This window comes from Kitasatospora sp. NPDC059088 (assembly GCF_042738155.1).
Lineage (GTDB): Bacteria > Actinomycetota > Actinomycetes > Streptomycetales > Streptomycetaceae > Kitasatospora.
Genome location: NZ_JBHYGR010000177.1, coordinates 1 through 16,344 on the forward strand (window position 1 = coordinate 1; position 16,344 = coordinate 16,344).

A 16,344-nucleotide genomic window follows, 5' to 3' on the forward strand; every position below is an offset into this window, starting at 1 on the left:
GGACAGGTCGGTGCCGGACAGGCCGGGGGGGGGGGGGGCGGGGCGGCGGGCGGCCCCCCAGGCGGGGGGGGGCGCGAGGGCGGGGCGCGGGGCGCCGGGGGGCGCGGGGCGGCCCCCCCGCCCGACACCCCCGCCGGGGGAGGCGGGGGGGGGTGGCCGCGCCCCGGAGCCGGGCGGGGACGGACGGGCCTTGCGGCGTTCCGGGGCTCAGCCGGCCGGCTGCTGCGGCGGCTGCGGCTGGGCGTACGGGTTGTCCGCCACCGGCTGCGCCGGCGCGCCCGGCTGAGGCGGCACGGCGCCCTGCGGCGGCACCGGCTGGCCCGGCTGCCCGGCCGGCTGGGCGTACGGGGCGTTCGGGTTGAACGCGGCCTGCTGGGCGGCGGCGTTGGGGTCGTGCGGGGCGTTCGGGTTGTACGGCGCGTGCGGGGTGTACGGCGTGACCGGCTGGGGCGGCGCGTTCTTGGCGTTGCTGCGCTCGACGACGGCCTTCACCGTGGCGACGATCATCGCGATCGGCAGGATCAGCGCCTGGAAGAAGATCCGGTAGGTGCCGCCCTCGAAGACGAACGCCAGGTAGTAGGCGTAGCCCGCGAACCCGAGGCCAATCACGATGTTGAGGATCCGCATGCCGACCTTGAGCCCGCGCAGCGGCAGGACGCCGAGGACCAGCATGATGGCGCCGCCGAGCGCCAGCAGAACGACGTACCAGGAGAAACCGGGTTCGTTGGTGAAGTCGAGATTGTTCAAGGGAATTTCCTGTGGGAGGAGAATGACGACGGGAACCGTCCGGGGACGACAGCGCACAGTACTGGAGGGGGCCGACATCCGTCGTCGCCTTTTCATCACGGTGTCGTTGCGCCGGGTCGCGGCTGCGCCGGAGCGGTAATTGACGAGGTGGGAAATGACTGTTTATGAGGTGCTGCGGGTCTTTTGCGGGCCGGACGGGCAGTACGGCAACGCGCTCGGTGTGGTGCGGGACGGCGCCGCCGTTCCGGGGCGGGCGGCGCGGCAGGCCTTCGCCGGTGAACTCGGTTTCAGCGAGACGGTGTTCGTCGACGACGCGGAGCGCGGGGAGATCGACATCTACACCCCGAGCGTGCGGCTGCCCTTCGCCGGCCACCCGTGCGTGGGCGCCGCCTGGCTGCTCGGGGTGGACCGGCTGGTGACCGCCGCCGGGGAGGTGCCGGTGCGGCGCGAGGGCGGGCTGACCCGGATCGAGGCCCGGCCGGAGTGGGCCCCGGGGCGGACCTTGCGGCAGTACGGCTCGGCCGCCGAGGTGGAGGCGCTGGAGGTGCCGCCGCCGGGGGAGTGGGTGTACGCCTGGGCCTGGCAGGACGAGGCGGCCGGTACGGTCCGGGCGCGGGCCTTCCCGGGCCGGGGTGACGGGATCGACGAGGACGAGGCCACCGGCGCGGCGGCCCTGCTGCTGGCCGGCCGGCTCGGGCGGGCGCTGACCGTCACCCAGGGCCGGGGTTCGCAGCTGCTGGCCGGTCCGCGGCCGGGCGGGCTGGTCGAGGTCGGCGGCCGGGTGGTGCGTGCCTAGGCCCTGTCCGGCCGATCTTGCCGGGCCCGCGACGCCGGGCATCCCGCCTGGCCGCCCGCCCGAATCGCCCGAGTACACCCAGTACGAGGACGATCCGGGCGCACGCCCAGCCGGGCGCCCACCGCCGCGGGCTGATCCGACAAGATCGACCGGACAGGGCCTAGCCGGCCGGCGGGGTGGGGCCCGCGTAGGCGCGCGGACGGGCCGCGGGTGCCATGGTCACCTTCGGGGTGACGGCGGCGGCCGCCGGCGGGGCGGCCAGGACGGCGGCCCGCCGGGCCCGGGCCGCGGTCCGGTGCTCCCGCAGCAGGCGGCGCAGGCCGGGGACGAGGGCGAGGTGGGCGATCATCACGCCGAGCACGGCGAACAGTATGTGGTCCACGTTGAGCACGTGCCCGGGCGTCCAGGAGGAGAGGAACTCCAGGCCGGTCGCCAGCAGGGCGGACACACCGGTGGTGCGCAGGAAGGACGGCAGCCAGGGGGCCCGGACCCGGCCGCCGGCCAGCGGCAGCAGGACGCCGAGCGGGGCGAGCAGCAGGAACTCGCCGACCACCTGCCACGGGGTGGAGGAGCGGAGCGAGGCCAGCGGCGTCAGGTTGGCGTCGTACACCCAGGCCACCGGCAGGGGTCTGAGCACCAGCCAGAGCACCAGCGTCAGGTGGAGGGCCAGGCCCGCCAGTCCGGCGTGCCGGAGGGGTCGGTGGACGCCCGCCGCCGGCCTGTTCTCGGTCCGTGCGCCGGAACGCTCGTCGCGTGTCCTGGTGCCATCTCGCTGCACGGGGGGAAGGACGTGGGCCGGTGGCGCGGCGGTTCCACGCCGGGCGTGAACATTCCGGGGCGCGCCCCCGTTTCCCGTCACACGGGGTCGACGGAGTCGACGGGGGCGCCTCGCCCGAGGACGGGCCCTACCGGCAGGGCGCCGCCGTGGGCACCGCGCCGAACACGTTGTCGGGCGGCGGCGAGCCCGGCACCACCGGGGTGGGCGAGGGGCTCGGGCTCGCCTTGGCCGCGCCGCGGGACGGGGTGACGGCCGGGGCGGGCGGGGTCGGGGTGGCCAGCGCGGTCGGTATGTGCGGGGCGCTCGGGCAGGCCGTCCGGCTGGCGGGCGCGCCGGCGTCGACCGGTACGGCGGTCGGCCGGATGCCGCAGCCGGAGGCCAGCGCGAGCAGGAGCAGGACGCCGGCGGTGCGGCGCAGGGCGGTGCGGGTGGGGGCGGTCACGTGGCGTCCTTGAGCTCGGCGTCGCCGGCGGGGCCGAGCTCGGTCCCGCCCGCGGACGGCGACGGCGGTTGGGTCAGCGGCAGCGTCAGGGTGAACACCGCGCCGACCTCCCCGTTCGCCGCCGTGATGGTCCCCCCGTGGATCTGGGCGTTGGCCATCGCGATGGACAGCCCCAGGCCGCTGCCCTCCGAGCGGGCCCGGCCGCGGTCGGCCTTGTAGAAGCGGTCGAAGACGTGCGGCAGCACGTCCTCGGGGATGCCGGGGCCGCTGTCGGAGACCTCGACCACGACCGAGTCCGCGGACTGCCGGACCTTGACCCGCACCGGCGAGCCGCCGTGCTTGAGCGCGTTGCCGATCAGGTTGGCGAAGACCACGTCGAGCCGGCGCGGGTCGACCACGGCCAGGATGCCGCGCGGGGCGTCCAGTTCGACCGCGTCGTACCAGGCCCGGCCGTCGATGCAGGACATGATCAGGTCGGCGACGTCGACCTCGTCGGCGACCAGCCTGGCGGTGCCGGCGTCGAAGCGGGTGACCTCCATCAGGTTCTCGACCAGGTCGGACAGCCGCCTGGTCTCGCTCACCACGAGTCGGACGGCGGGCTCGATCATCGGGTCCAGCGACTCGGCCTCGTCCTCCAGGATGTCGGTCACCGCGGTCATCGCGGTCAGCGGGGTGCGCAGCTCGTGCGACATGTCGGCGACGAACCGCCGGCTCTGCGCCTCGCGCGCGCTCAGCTCCTCGACCTGCTCGTGCAGCGACTCCGCGGCCCGGTTGAAGGTCCGGGCCAGGTCGGCGAGTTCGTCGGAGCCCTCGACCTCCAGCCGGGTGTCCAGGTGGCCCTCGCCGAGCCGCTTGGCGGCCTCCCCGAGCCGCTTGACCGGCCGCAGCACGGTCGAGGAGGCGGCCTGGGCGAGCAGGGCCGAACCGATCAGCGCGAGCAGGGTCGCGATGGCCAGTGACCAGCCCAGGGTGTTGAGGTCGGCCCGTTCGTTCTCCAGCGACTTGAACATGTACGCCGTCGGGCCGTTCGGCAGCACCTTGGTGCCGCCGATCACGAACGGGCGGCCGTCCAGGTTCTGCCGCTGCCAGTACAGGTGGTACGGGTACGGGTTGCTCTCGGTGACCTCGCGCGGCTTGGCGACGGTGGACTGCAGCGCCGCCGGGACGTCGGCCAGGGTGAAGCGCGTCGGGGCGGAGGAGACCGCCGGGCACTCGGGGTGCGCCGGGTCGACCACGACCACGTCGTAGGACAGGCCGGAGCTCGCCACGTTGGAGGCCAGCGTGGCGAGGTCCGGGCAACTGGCGTTCAGCGGCAGGTCGGAGACGTTGCGGCTGAGCGAGACCCGGAAGTCGTTCAGCGCGGTGTCCTGGGCGCGCTTGAGCACCGCGTCGCGGTTCAGCCAGTACGCGATGCCGGAGGCCGAGACGGCGGCGAGCAGCGCGACGGCCGCGAACACCGCGATCAGCCGCACCCGCAAGGAGCGCAGCCGTCGCCACGGGCCGGACGAGAACCGTCGGGCAGTCTGCTGATGGTCAGTCACAAGAGCCTGTCGTCGTACGGGAGTTCAGGAAGGGGGCGAGGGGCTCAGGCAGGCGGGTCCAGTCGGTAGCCCACTCCGCGCACGGTGCGGATCAGGGTCGGCGCGGACGGCACGTCCTCGACCTTGGCCCGCAGCCGCTGGACGCAGGCGTCCACCAGGCGGGAGTCGCCGAGGTAGTCGTGTTCCCAGACCAGCCGCAGCAGCTGCTGGCGGGAGAGCGCCTGGCCGGGGCGGCGGCTGAGCTCCAGGAGCAGCCGCAGCTCGGTCGGGGTGAGCTGGAGGTCCTGCCCGTCCTTGGTGACGGTCATCGCGGCCCGGTCGATCACGACGGTGCCGTACGCGGAGGAGTCGGAGCTCTCCCGCTCACCGCGCCGCAGCACGGCGCGGATCCTGGCGTCCAGCACGCGCGGCTGGACCGGTTTCACCACGTAGTCGTCCGCGCCGGACTCCAGACCCACGACCACGTCGATGTCGTCCGAGCGGGCGGTGAGCAGGATGATCGGCAGCTGGTCGGTGCGGCGGATCCGACGGCAGACCTCGAAGCCGTCGATTCCGGGCAGCATCACGTCCAGCACGATCAGGTCGGGCCGCTGCTCCTTGAAGAGCCTCAGACCGTCCTCGCCGGAGGCGGCGGTGGCCACACGGTGGCCCTGGCGGGTGAGAGCGAGTTCGAGGCCGGTCCGGATGGCGTCGTCGTCCTCGATCAGTAGGAGGAAAGGCACGGCCCCATTTTGGCCCACCGGGAGCGCCGAATCACCCCCCGGACCGGTCACCGCCCGTACGGGAACCGGAAGGACGGCCGCCGGCGTCCGGAACGGCGGGAGGAGGAACGGGTCGAAGGGCCCGGCCCTGTGACACCCCTGTGACAGTCGGCGGACAGCGCCATCACAACCGGCGGGCAGGATTTTCCATGTCGCCGCAGGACAGCGGGCCGCAAGGGCCGGCTGGAGGGCGGCAACAGGAACCGCTCGTACCGAACCAAGGGGGCGCACGATGAACGCCATGCTTCAGACCCGGACCAACCCGGCTGTCCGCACCGCGCGTTCCTCAGCGACCACCCACCGGACCCGGTACGAGATCAGGACCGACGAGAACTCCGGTGCCGTGACCGTACGGGGGTGCGCGCACAGCACCGGTGGAAACCCTGTCGCCCGCCGGGTGAGCGGCGGCGGCAGGACGGGGGAGCTGTACGGGATCGGCCGACTGGGGAGTACGGCCGACTCCGGCAACACCCTCACGCTGCGGGGGATCCTCCCCGTCCGCGTCGAGGGCACGGACGCCCGGGGGGGCGACCAGAGGAAGAACGGTCTGCGGACGGTCGGCTCGGGGGAGCCGGCCGGTCGCGGGGCCGCCGGTGCGACGCTGCTGCGGCTGAACCCCGCGCCGGCCCGCACCACCGAGGCGGGACAGGGAGACGCGCAGGGGGAGCACCCGGCCGTCGCGGAGGACCACATCACGGAGTTCACCGCGTACGTGCGCGAGCGCCGCGCCTCCCTGTACGCCACGGCGTACCACCTCACCGGTGACCGCTACGAGGCCGAGGACCTGCTGCAGAGCGCGCTCTTCAGCACCTACCGGGCCTGGGGCCGGATCACCGACAAGGCCGCGGTCGGGGGCTACCTCCGCCGCACCATGACCAACCTGCACATCTCCGCCTGGCGGCGCCGCAAGGTCAACGAGTACCCGACCGAGGAGCTGCCGGAGACGGCCGGCGACACCGACGCGATGGGCGGCACCGAGCTGCGCACCGTGCTCTGGCAGGCGCTGGCGAAGCTGCCGGAGAACCAGCGGACCATGCTGGTGCTGCGGTACTACGAGGGCAAGACCGACCCGGAGATCGCCGACGTGCTGGGGATCAGCGTCGGCACGGTCAAGAGCAGCATCTGGCGCGCGCTGCGCCGGCTGCGCGACGACGAGCACCTGAACAAGTCGGGCGACACCGTCCGGGCGTTCGGCGAGCTGGTCGCCTGACGGCGGCGAGCGGGGAGCAGGGGACAGGACTCCCGTCGGGGGACGGGTAGCGGACGGTTGCGGTTCGGGGGTGCCGGCTCGGGGGAGCGGCGCTCGTGGGGAGCCCAAGCCGTTCGGTGGGCGACGGGCCCGGTGCGGGGGAGACGCACCGGGCCCGTCGTCGTACGTCCTCGGGCGGTCCCGCCCCGCGGCTCAGACCGCCGACAGCTCCCGCCGCCCCGAGGCGGCGCGGACCCGCCGCTCCGCCTCCGGCCCGGCGCACGGGTACGAGCCCAGCTCGACCTGCCGTCCGACGATGGCCCGCTCGGCCCGCATCAGTCGCAAGCCCCGGCGCAGCAGCACCGGCAGCGACTTGCGGCCCTCCCGGACGTCCCGGCGCAGTCGGCGCCAGGCCGTGGTGAGCGCGCCGTTGCGCAGGCACAGGGCGTCGCCGAGCAGGCCCTCGGCGGTGCACTCGGTGACGATCTCGGCGGCGAAGATGCCCTCGGCGATGAACGCGGTGGCGCCGTCCAGGTCCAGGGCGCGGGTGGAGATCCGGCCGTTGTCCGGGATCGAGTACACCGGCACCTCGGTGCGCCCGCGCTCGTACAGCGCGCGGATGGCGGCGACGGCCTGGTCGCGGTGCCAGGCGAGCGGGGAGTCCCAGTCCACGGCGCCGTCGGGCAGCCGGGGGAGGGTGGGGTCGTCCCCGTCCTTGTAGAAGTCGTCCAGCTGGAGCACCGGGAGGCCGCTGCGTTCGGCCAGCGAGGACTTCCCCGATCCGGAGGGCCCGGAGAGCAGGATCACCCGGGCGTGGGCCGTCGGGACGGGATTCATGGGGGAGTCACTCACGGGACACCAGTCTGACGCATCCCGGCCGGTTGCCGAAACCGTTCTGCATCACACCTTCCGGCCAGCGCCTTCCGGTCGCGCCCTCCGCCCGCGCCCTCCGTCACGCCGTCCGGAAGTCGGGGCCGGCGAGGGCGAGGTGGAGCGCCGGCAGGTAGCGGCTGTCGAGCTGGAGGTACACCTGGCGCCCGCCGCCGGGCGGCTGGTAGCCGGTGGCGGCCCAGTCCTGGGAGTGCCAGGTGTCGGGCTCGGGCTCGTGGAAGGTGCCCCCGGTGGGCAGTTCGAGCGGGCGGGCCCCGCGGGCGCGGAAGGTGACCGCGGCGGCACCCGGGGTGACGTCCAACCTGCCGTTGGTGTAGCGGTGTTGCCAGCCCGGCCGGTCGGACCGGGCGGAGCAGGGCAGTCGGGCGGGCTTCCCGGCGGCCAGGCGGCGGCGGACCCGCGCGACGTGCCAGCGGCGGACGAACCCGTCCGTCAGCAGCGGCATCAGCTCGGCGATCAACTCTCCCACGGCGCCTCCTCGGTGGTGTCGGTACCGGGGATTCTGGTCCGGACGCACACGCACGGCGAGCGCCGAAAGTCGCGCGGGCGGTGACGAAAGTCGACGGACCCGCACCAGGGGGGGGAGAGGTGCGGGTCCGTCCAATGACCGTCCGGGCCCTGGGGGGAGAGGGCGCTGGGGACGGCCAGTCTGTGGAGTTGTGATGCGGAACCGACGGAGGGTCAGATCCCCATCGGGTGCCAGACCGTCTTCGTCTCCAGGAAGGAGAGTAGCCGGTCGGTACCGGGCGCATCCGTCCAGTCCTGGGCGAACGGGTCCAGCTCCGGACGGACCACCCGCTTCAGGGTATCGGCGGCGGCGGCCTCCAGCGCGGTCGCCGCGCCGGGGCCGTCGGCGGCGACGGCGCCGGTGAGGTCCAGCGCGTTGACGTCCTGGTGCGAGGCCAGGGTGGGGGCGATGTCCGCGGTCCGGCCCGAGATGATGTTGACCACGCCGCCCGGGAGGTCCGAGGTGGCCAGCACCTCGCCCAGCGACAGCGCGGGCAGCGGGGCGTCCGCGGCGGCCGCGACCACGACCGTGTTGCCGGTGGCGATCGCCGGGGCGATCACCGAGACCAGGCCGAGCAGCGAGTGCCCGTACCCGGCCTGCGGGGCGACGATCCCGACCACGCCGGTCGGCTCCGGGGTGGAGAGGTTGAAGTACGGCCCGGCGACCGGGTTGGCGCCGCCCGCGATCTGGGCGACCTTGTCCGTCCAGCCCGCGTACCAGACCCAGCGGTCGATCGCGGCGTCCACCAGCGCGGCGGCCTTCTTCGGGCCGATGCCCTCGGAGACGGCCACCTCGGCGGCGAACTGCTCGCGCCGGCCCTGCAGCATCTCGGCCACCCGGTACAGCACCTGGCCGCGGTTGTACGCGGTGGTGCCGGCCCAGCCCTTGACCGCCGCGCGGGCGGCCAGGACGGCGTCGCGGGTGTCCTTGCGGGTACCCAGCGGGGCGTTGGCGAGCCACTCGCCCTTTGCGTCGGTCACCTCGTACACCCGCCCGCTCTCGGAGCGCGGGAACTTCCCGCCGACGTACAGCTTGTAGGTCTTGAGGACGTCAAGACGCGCGAAGGTCGTGTCAGACATCGAGGTAGGCCTCCAGACCGTGGCGGCCACCCTCGCGGCCGTAACCCGACTCCTTGAAACCGCCGAACGGCGAGGTCGGGTCGAACTTGTTGAAGGTGTTGGCCCAGACCACACCCGCCTTGAGCCGGTTGGCCGTCCAGAGGATGCGCGAGCCCTTCTCCGTCCAGATGCCGGCGGAGAGGCCGTACGGGGTGTTGTTGGCCTTCTGGACCGCCTCGTCGGGGGTGCGGAAGGTCAGCACCGACAGGACCGGGCCGAAGATCTCCTCCTGGGCGATCCGGTGGGCCTGGCTGACGCCGGTGAACAGGGTCGGCCTGAACCAGAAGCCGGTGCCCGGGAGCTCGCACTCCGGCGACCAGCGCTCGGCGCCCTCGGCCTCGCCGGCCGCGGTCAGCTCGGTGATCCGGGCCAGCTGGGCGGCCGAGTTGATCGCGCCGATGTCGGTGTTCTTGTCCAGCGGGTCGCCGACCCGCAGGGTGCCCATCCGGCGCTTGAGGGCGTCCAGCAGCTCGTCCTGGATCGACTCCTGGACCAGCAGGCGGGAGCCGGCGCAGCAGACGTGGCCCTGGTTGAAGAAGATGCCGTTGACGATGCCCTCGACCGCCTGGTCGATCGGCGCGTCGTCGAAGACGATGTTGGCGGCCTTGCCGCCCAGCTCCAGCGACAGCTTCTTGCGGCTGCCGGCCAGCTGCTTGGCGATCGCCCGGCCGACCGGGGTGGAGCCGGTGAAGGCGACCTTGTTGACGTCCGGGTGCGCGGTGAGCGCGGCGCCGGTGCGGCCGTCACCGGTGACGATGTTGACGACGCCCTTCGGCAGACCGGCCTGGCGGCAGATCTCGGCGAAGCGCAGCGCGGTCAGCGGGGTGGTCTCGGCCGGCTTGAGGACGACGGTGTTGCCGGTCGCCAGGGCTGGCGCGATCTTCCACGCCAGCATCATCAGCGGGAAGTTCCACGGGATGACCTGGCCGGCCACGCCCAGCGGGCGCGGGTTGGCGCCGTAGCCGGCGTAGTCGAGCTTGTCCGCCCAGCCCGCGTAGTAGAAGAACCAGGCGGCGACGGTCGGGATGTCGAAGTCGCGGGTCTCGCGGATCGGCTTGCCGTTGTCCATCGACTCCAGCACGGCCAGCTCGCGGGCGCGCTCCTGGATGATCCGGGCGATCCGGAACAGGTACTTGGCGCGCTCGCTGCCCGGCAGCGCCGACCAGTCGGCGAAGGCCTTGCGGGCGGCGGCGACGGCGCGGTCCACGTCCTCGTCGGTGCCCTGGGCGAACTCGGCGAGCACCTGCTCGGTGGCCGGGTTGACCGTCTTGAGGGCCTCGCTGCCGGAGGAGTCGACGAACTCGCCGCCGATGAAGTGGCCGTACGAGGTCGCGATGTCGCCGGCGGCGGCGGGGGACTCCGGGGCCGGGGCGTAGGTGAAGAGGCCTCCGGCCGGCTGGGCCGCGGGCTCCTCGATGTTCTTCTTCTTGGCCATGGTGATCAGTCCACCGTCACGTAGTCGGGGCCGGAGTAGCGGCCGGTGGCGAGCTTCTGGCGCTGCATCAGCAGGTCGTTGAGCAGGCTGGAGGCGCCGAAGCGGAACCAGTGCGGGCTCAGCCAGTCGTCGCCGAGGGTCTCGTTGACCATCACCAGGTACTTCATGGCGTCCTTGGTGGTCTTGATGCCACCGGCCGGCTTCACGCCGACCTGGACGCCGGTGGCGGCGCGGAAGTCGCGGACCGCCTCCAGCATCAGCAGGGTGACCGGCGGGGTCGCGTTGACGGCGACCTTGCCGGTGGAGGTCTTGATGAAGTCGGCGCCGGCCAGCATCGCCAGCCAGGAGACCCGGCGGACGTTGTCGTAGGTCTGCAGCTCGCCGGTCTCGAAGATCACCTTGAGGTGGGCGTAGCTGCCGTCGGCGCGCTTGCACGCCTCCTTGACGGCGACGATCTCGTTGAAGACGTCGAAGTAGCGGCCGGAGAGGAAGGCGCCCCGGTCGATCACCATGTCGATCTCGTCGGCGCCCGCGGCCACCGCGTCGGCGGTGTCGGCGAGCTTGACCGGGAGGGCGGCGCGGCCGGCCGGGAAGGCGGTGGCCACGGAGGCGACCTGGATGTCGGTGCCCCGCAGGGCGTCCTTCGCGGTGGCGACCATGTCCGGGTAGACACAGATGGCGGCGACGCGCGGGGTGGTCGGGTCGGTCGGGTCGGGGGTCCTGCCCTTGGCGCACAGGGCGCGCACCTTGCCGACCGTGTCCGCGCCCTCGAGCGTGGTCAGGTCGATCATGGAGATCGCCAGGTCGATGGCGCGGGCCTTCGCCGTGGTCTTGATCGAGCGGGTCCCGAGGGACGCGGCGCGGGCTTCGAGGCCGACCTGGTCGACGCCGGGCAGGCCGTGCAGGAAGCGGCGGAGCGAGGCCTCGGACGCCGCAACGTCCGCGAGGCCGCTGCCCGCAACGCCGGGGGCATTGGCTGCAACAGTGGACATAGTCACCAGACCAGCATATCTACGCGCGTAGCCGACCGCTAGAGCGCCCACCTTTCCGGTGGCCTTTCGTGGCCGGACCGAGACCTCGGCCGAACGGGGCCGCCCGGCCGCGGCCCGGCCGGGCCCGGGGTGCCGATCGGGGTGCCGACCGGGGTGCGCCCCGGCCGGGGTCGGAGCGCCATTCGTGGCCGGACCGAGACCCGCTGGTGAGGGGTGCATGGGGCAGAATCGACGCCATGACCGAATCCGACGGCAAGCCCCACCAGGGCCCGGCCGCCCCCGACGGGGACCCCGAGTACGCGGACCGCGTGTACCGCTCCGTCCCCGGCGTGATCTCCGGAGTGTTCCTGCTCGCCGTCGCCGCCTGGCTGATCGGCGACGCGGCGGTGACCGGCACCGGCAGGACCCCGTACGTCGCGCTCGCGGCGCTGCCGGTGTTCGCCCTCCCGGTGATCGCCTACACGCTGCGCCCGGCGGTGTTCGCCGACAGTCGGCGCCTGGTGGTCCGCAACCCCTGGCGCACCATCACCGTCCCCTGGGCCTCGGTCGACGCGCTGCGGGCCGGGTACTCGGTCGAGCTGCTGTCCGGCGAGAAGAAGTACCAGGTGTGGGCCGTCCCGGTGTCGCTGCGCCAGCGCAAGCGGGCCAACCGGGCGCTGAGCCGCGGCAACGCCGAGCACGCCTCCCGGACGGGCCTGGGGCTGGGCCTCGCCGCCCGGACCAACCCGGTCGTCCAGGGGTCCTCGGACCCGACCCGGGCCTGGTCCGACCAGGTGACCGACGTCCTCCAGGGGATGGCCGAGCGCAACGGCCGCCGGCCCGACGCCGCCGGCCCGGTGGTCGTCCGCTGGTGCTGGTGGGTGATCGTCCCGGCGCTGCTCGGCCTGGTCGCGCTGATCACGGTGATCGCGGTCTGACGACGACCGCACCACGAAGGAGCCCGCCGGAGACGGCGGGCTCCTTCGCGTCGGGGGAGGTGCGGCGAGGGGCGAGGCGGAAGTGCGGCGAGGGGCGGCGCGGTGGTGCGGCCCGACCGTCGAATGGGTTTTTATACGGTCGTAAAAACTGTCCGGTCCATCCGCCTTTGGTCCCTTGTCGGTCCATGATCACATAAATAGGCTGGCGCGGGTGTTGTAAAGCTTCCGAAAAGGCACATTCGTGATGACCGTCGCTTGGTGCGTCCAGAGTGACGCCCGTTGACAGTGGGGGAAATGTGACCAGTGGGGAAAGTCTGACAACCGGCGTGGACCGGGTCGTCGTCATCGGTGCCGGGCACATGGGCACCGCCATCATTTCCGGACTCCTGAAGAGAAATCCGGACCTTCCGCTCGAAATCGTGGAGACGGCCGAACCCCGGGCGCGCCTGGTGCACGCGGAATTCGGCCTGGAACCCGTCGTCCGGTACCGCCCGCAGCCCGGCGACGCCGTGGTCCTCGCCATCCAGCCGCAGGCCTTCGAGGGGTTCGCGGCCGACCAGGAGGCGGGGGCGTTCGAGGGGGCCCTGGTCATCTCCGTGATGGCCGGGGTGAGCATCGCGGCCATGACGGCACTGCTGCGCACCGACCGGGTCGTCCGGGCGATTCCCAACACGCCGTCCGAGGTCGCGCAGGGCATGACCGTGCTGTGCCCCGGCGCCACCGTGCCGGTGGCCGACGTGCGGACCGCCGAACGGCTGCTGTCCTCGATCGGCCGGGCCCTCACCGTGCGCGACGAGGCCCTCATCGACGACGCCACCGCGCTATGCGGCGGTGGACCGGCCTTCGTCGCCCACATCGCCGGGGCGTTCATCGACTTCGCCGTCACCGCCGGGTTCGACCGGGCCCAGGCCCGGTCGATGACCACCCAGGTACTGCGCGGCACCGCGGAACTCCTGGATGCGACCGAGCACTCTCCCGAGGAGCTCTGCCGACAGGTCATGACCCCGGGGGGAACGACCGAACAGGGAATCTTCCATTTCCAGGAGCTGGGGCTGCAAGGCGTGCTCGTGGGGGGTTTGACCCGCTCCGCCGACCGTTCGCGTGAACTGGGCGGAATCGGCCGGTGAATGCGCGTGCCACGGCGGCCGCCGCCCCGGTGAATGCGGTGCGGCCGGGGAACCGGCCGAGAACTCGACCGAGAATTCCATTGGAGGGGGAATCATGCTGGGCGTGATCCGGCAGCACAATCCCGGCGACAGAACCGCGGCGGTGCATTCCGAGGAGCACTACGAGGTGTACTTCGGCCTCGGGCACAGCCTCCGACTCCAGGACCGCCAAGGCGTCTTCAAGGTCAGCCCCGCCGGGCTGAGCCTCGGCGACGTCCTGGTGCGCACCCTCGACCGGTCCGTCCTGGGCGGTTCGGTCCTCGACATGGGCACCGGCAGCGGGGCCCTGGCCCTGCTGATGCGCAGCCTGGGCGCCCGCGACATCGTGGCGACGGACGTGTCGATCCCCGCGTTGAAGACCGCCGCGGAGAACGAGCAGCTCAACTTCGGCGACCGGATCGTCCGGTACGACGCGGGCAGCCTGTTCCAGAGCCCGGCCGCGGACCGCAGGTTCGACCTCGTCGTCTTCAACCCGCCCGGCTGGCGCACCCCGTCCGCGGACTGCCGGCGCGAACTGCGGCAGCAGGGGCTCGCCGACCTCGAACTGTCGGCCATGTTCTCCGGGGAGGAGGTCCTCCTCGGCTTCCTGCGCGACCTCCCGCACCACCTGACCGACACCGGGCGCGCCGTCATCGGCCTCAACTCCATGACGGGCATCCAGGACGTGCTCCGCCGACTCGGCGGGCCGGCGGGCAGCGCCGGCCCTCTGGAGTTCCGGCTGATCGAGCGGCACAGCTTCCCGCTGTTCCTGTACACCAGGGAGTGGCACGCCTCCAGACAGGTGCTGACCAGGGAGTTCCACCACTGGAAGGAGCACCACGGCGCGGCCTTCAGCATCGCCGGCGACGGGACCCTCTACTGGTCGTACGAGATCGTCGAATGCCGCCTGGCCCGCCGGGGGGAGAGGCGGGCGGATGGGTAGCGTACGCGGCCGGGGCGCTCCGGCGGGCCTGGCCGCGATCGCGGTCGCCAACGTCATCCTCGGCTCGTCCTCGCTGTTCTGGCGGGCCCTGGCGCACGTGCCGCCGGAGACGCTGCTCGGCTACCGCATCCTGGTGTCGCTGGTGACGCTGTGCGGTGCGCTCGCGCTGCTGGGGCGGTTCCGGGCCGCCGCCCGCACGGCGGCCACCCCGAGGCTGGTGCTGGTGCACCTGACCGCGGCGGTGCTGGTCTGCATCAACTGGCTCACGTTCATCTGGGGTTCGATCCACGGGCGGGTCATCGAGACCGGCCTCGGCTACCTCATCGCCCCGGCGGTCACCGTCGTCCTCGGGACGCTGGTGATGGGCGAACCGCTCGGGCGGCTGCGCCGCGTCGCGCTCGGCCTGTGCCTGCTGGGCGTCGTGCTGCTCATCGTGCGCAGCACCGAGCTCGACTGGTGGGTGTACGTCACGATCGGCCTGACGTGGGGGGTGTACACCTTCCTCAAGAAGCTCACCACCGCCGACCCGGTCACCGGGCTGACCCTGGAGACGGCCCTGCTGGCGCTCGGCATCGGGATCGCCGTCCTCACCACGGGCTACTCGCTCGACCCGGGGCCGTCCGCCGGGCACACGGACTTCGTGCTGCTCGCGGTGTGCGGCCTGGTCTCCGTCACACCGCTGTGGCTGATCGCCTTCGGCGCGAAGAAGGTCAGCCTGACTGCGACGGGGTTCATCCAGTACGTGCTGCCGACGACCCAGCTCGTCGTCGCGCTGGTCTGGTACCACCAGCGGCCGTCCGCCAACACGCTGATCTGCTTCGCCGTGGTCTGGCTGTCACTGGTCTCCATCGTCATCGAATCGGCGCTGCGCGTCCGCCGGGCGCGTCCGCAGTCCGGGCCGGTCGCGGCACCGGTCGAGAAGGGGGTACGGCTGTGAGAACGGGCGACGTACTGGTCATCGGCCTGGGGGTGTTCGGCGCGGCGGCGGCCCAGGCACTGGCCGAACGGGGCGCGCGGGTGCTCGCCGTCGACGCCCACGGCCCGACGCACCGCTTCGGGTCCTCGCACGGCGAGACCCGCATCTTCCGGCGGGCCTACTGGGAGGGGACCGACTACCTCCCGCTGCTGGAGCGCGCCCACGAGCGGTGGACGGACCTGGAGGCCGCGTACGGGGACACCCTGCTGATGCGCACCGGCGGGGTCTTCGTCGGGGCCGAGTCCAGCGGCGTGGTGGACCTCAGCCGGCAGACCGCGGAGACCGGCGGCATCGCGCACGAGGTCTGGAACGCCGAGCAGCTCAACGGGCGCTTCCCGTGGTTCGGCGTCGGCGCCGACATGAAGGCGCTGTACGAACCCGGCGCCTACACCGTCCTGGCCAACCGGGCCCGGCTGGCGATGATCGACGAGGCGGTCCGCCGGGGCGCCTCGATCCGCTTCGGCGAGGAGGTGGTGGACCTGCGGTCGGCCGCCAGCGGCGTGACCGTACGGCTGCGCTCCGGCGGGACGCTCTCCTGCGACGCCGTCGTCGTCGCGACCGGCCCCTGGATGAAGGGACCGCTCGCACCGTCCACGGCGCGGCACCTGAGCCCGATGCGGGTCCCGGTCTACTGGTTCCGGGCGGACCCGAAGCTGGGCACCGAGGGCTTCCCGGCCTTCCTGTACGAGAGCGCCGACGGACAGGTCGTCTACGGCGTGCCCGAGTGGGGCGAGGGCGGCCGCGAGGTCAAGATCGGCTTCCACAACCGCCAGCAGACGCCCGGGGACCCGACCGACCTGGCGCGCCGCGAGGTCTCGGCGCAGGAGCGGGAGGAGATGGCCCGGATGGTGGCCCGGATCTTCACCGGCGTCCAGCCGGAGGCACCCCGGGCGCGCTACTGCTACTACACCCTGACCCCGGACGGCAGCTTCATCATCGACCGCTCGCCGGCGGACCCGCGGATCGTCCACACCTCGGCCTGCTCGGGGCACGGGTTCAAGTTCGCCCCGGCGGTGGGCGAGTGCGCGGCCGCCCTGGCGCTGGGCGAGCCCGCGCCGGTCGACCTGGCGCCCTTCGCGGGCGACCGGTTCGGCGCGGGAGCGGCCGGCGACCGCTGACCTCCCCCGTCGCGGGGTGTTTTAGACATCTGACGCGGGCCCCCACA

General features: G+C 73.0%; 17 protein-coding genes. 7 read left to right on the top strand and 10 right to left on the bottom strand.

The features are described from left to right. Window positions 1-207: 207 nt before the first annotated feature. Window positions 208-747, bottom strand: a complete 540-nt coding sequence (locus ACFWXO_RS41260) for a hypothetical protein (protein WP_380531363.1) — start codon at window positions 745-747, stop codon at window positions 208-210. 154 nt (window positions 748-901) lie between these two features. Here ACFWXO_RS41260 and ACFWXO_RS41265 point away from each other — a divergent pair, with 154 nt between their 5' ends. Beyond that, window positions 902-1,543 (top strand): PhzF family phenazine biosynthesis protein, encoded by a 642-nt coding sequence (locus tag ACFWXO_RS41265; protein WP_375894672.1) that lies wholly within the window; start codon window positions 902-904, stop codon window positions 1,541-1,543. A gap of 160 nt (window positions 1,544-1,703) precedes the next feature. Here ACFWXO_RS41265 and ACFWXO_RS41270 read toward each other — a convergent pair whose 3' ends face one another. From ACFWXO_RS41270 to ACFWXO_RS41285, 4 genes are all read right to left on the bottom strand, one after another. Next, complete coding sequence (locus ACFWXO_RS41270) at window positions 1,704-2,321, bottom strand: VanZ family protein (protein ID WP_380531366.1); 618 nt, start codon at window positions 2,319-2,321, stop codon at window positions 1,704-1,706. Window positions 2,322-2,448: 127 nt separating this feature from the next. Next, window positions 2,449-2,763 carry a hypothetical protein gene (locus ACFWXO_RS41275; RefSeq protein WP_375894678.1) on the bottom strand — a complete coding sequence of 105 codons (315 nt, stop codon included), beginning with the start codon at window positions 2,761-2,763 and terminating at the stop codon, window positions 2,449-2,451. Further along, on the bottom strand, window positions 2,760-4,304 hold the full coding sequence (locus ACFWXO_RS41280) for an ATP-binding protein (RefSeq protein ID WP_375894681.1): 1,545 nt from the start codon (window positions 4,302-4,304) through the stop codon (window positions 2,760-2,762). Before ACFWXO_RS41280 ends, ACFWXO_RS41275 begins: the two co-directional genes overlap by 4 nt. A gap of 44 nt (window positions 4,305-4,348) precedes the next feature. Continuing rightward, a complete protein-coding gene (locus tag ACFWXO_RS41285) occupies window positions 4,349-5,026 on the bottom strand; it encodes a response regulator transcription factor (RefSeq protein ID WP_063349065.1) in 678 nt (225 codons plus the stop codon). A 586-nt stretch (window positions 5,027-5,612) separates the two neighbouring features. On the opposite strand from ACFWXO_RS41285, the gene ACFWXO_RS41290 reads away from it, so the two are divergent. Next, a complete protein-coding gene (locus tag ACFWXO_RS41290) occupies window positions 5,613-6,275 on the top strand; it encodes a SigE family RNA polymerase sigma factor (protein ID WP_375894809.1) in 663 nt (220 codons plus the stop codon). A 192-nt stretch (window positions 6,276-6,467) separates the two neighbouring features. On the opposite strand, the gene ACFWXO_RS41295 is transcribed toward ACFWXO_RS41290, so the two are convergent. From ACFWXO_RS41295 to deoC, 5 genes are all read right to left on the bottom strand, one after another. Next, window positions 6,468-7,106 carry an ATP-binding protein gene (locus ACFWXO_RS41295; RefSeq protein WP_380531369.1) on the bottom strand — a complete coding sequence of 213 codons (639 nt, stop codon included), beginning with the start codon at window positions 7,104-7,106 and terminating at the stop codon, window positions 6,468-6,470. Window positions 7,107-7,206: 100 nt separating this feature from the next. Next, window positions 7,207-7,614 carry a hypothetical protein gene (locus ACFWXO_RS41300; RefSeq protein ID WP_380531372.1) on the bottom strand — a complete coding sequence of 136 codons (408 nt, stop codon included), beginning with the start codon at window positions 7,612-7,614 and terminating at the stop codon, window positions 7,207-7,209. 212 nt (window positions 7,615-7,826) lie between these two features. Further along, complete coding sequence (locus ACFWXO_RS41305) at window positions 7,827-8,732, bottom strand: aldehyde dehydrogenase family protein (protein ID WP_380531374.1); 906 nt, start codon at window positions 8,730-8,732, stop codon at window positions 7,827-7,829. Beyond that, window positions 8,725-10,206, bottom strand: a complete 1,482-nt coding sequence (locus ACFWXO_RS41310) for an aldehyde dehydrogenase family protein (protein WP_375894689.1) — start codon at window positions 10,204-10,206, stop codon at window positions 8,725-8,727. Before ACFWXO_RS41310 ends, ACFWXO_RS41305 begins: the two co-directional genes overlap by 8 nt. Before the next feature lie 5 nt (window positions 10,207-10,211). Further along, on the bottom strand, window positions 10,212-11,198 hold the full coding sequence (gene deoC, locus ACFWXO_RS41315; protein ID WP_375894692.1) for a deoxyribose-phosphate aldolase: 987 nt from the start codon (window positions 11,196-11,198) through the stop codon (window positions 10,212-10,214). Window positions 11,199-11,434: 236 nt separating this feature from the next. Between deoC and ACFWXO_RS41320 the strand changes: the two genes are divergently transcribed. The 5 genes from ACFWXO_RS41320 (at window position 11,435) to solA (ending at window position 16,297) form a co-directional block, all read left to right on the top strand. Continuing rightward, a complete protein-coding gene (locus tag ACFWXO_RS41320) occupies window positions 11,435-12,115 on the top strand; it encodes a PH domain-containing protein (protein ID WP_375894695.1) in 681 nt (226 codons plus the stop codon). A gap of 326 nt (window positions 12,116-12,441) precedes the next feature. Next, window positions 12,442-13,242, top strand: coding sequence for a pyrroline-5-carboxylate reductase (proC, locus tag ACFWXO_RS41325; protein WP_380531379.1), 801 nt, complete (start codon window positions 12,442-12,444; stop codon window positions 13,240-13,242). A gap of 94 nt (window positions 13,243-13,336) precedes the next feature. Further along, complete coding sequence (locus ACFWXO_RS41330) at window positions 13,337-14,203, top strand: methyltransferase (protein ID WP_375894701.1); 867 nt, start codon at window positions 13,337-13,339, stop codon at window positions 14,201-14,203. Next, on the top strand, window positions 14,196-15,140 hold the full coding sequence (locus ACFWXO_RS41335; RefSeq protein WP_375894703.1) for an EamA family transporter: 945 nt from the start codon (window positions 14,196-14,198) through the stop codon (window positions 15,138-15,140). Before ACFWXO_RS41330 ends, ACFWXO_RS41335 begins: the two co-directional genes overlap by 8 nt. Next, window positions 15,137-16,297: an N-methyl-L-tryptophan oxidase gene (gene solA, locus ACFWXO_RS41340; RefSeq protein ID WP_380531383.1), complete on the top strand. Its 1,161-nt coding sequence runs from the start codon at window positions 15,137-15,139 to the stop codon at window positions 16,295-16,297. Before ACFWXO_RS41335 ends, solA begins: the two co-directional genes overlap by 4 nt. Window positions 16,298-16,344 lie beyond the last annotated feature (47 nt).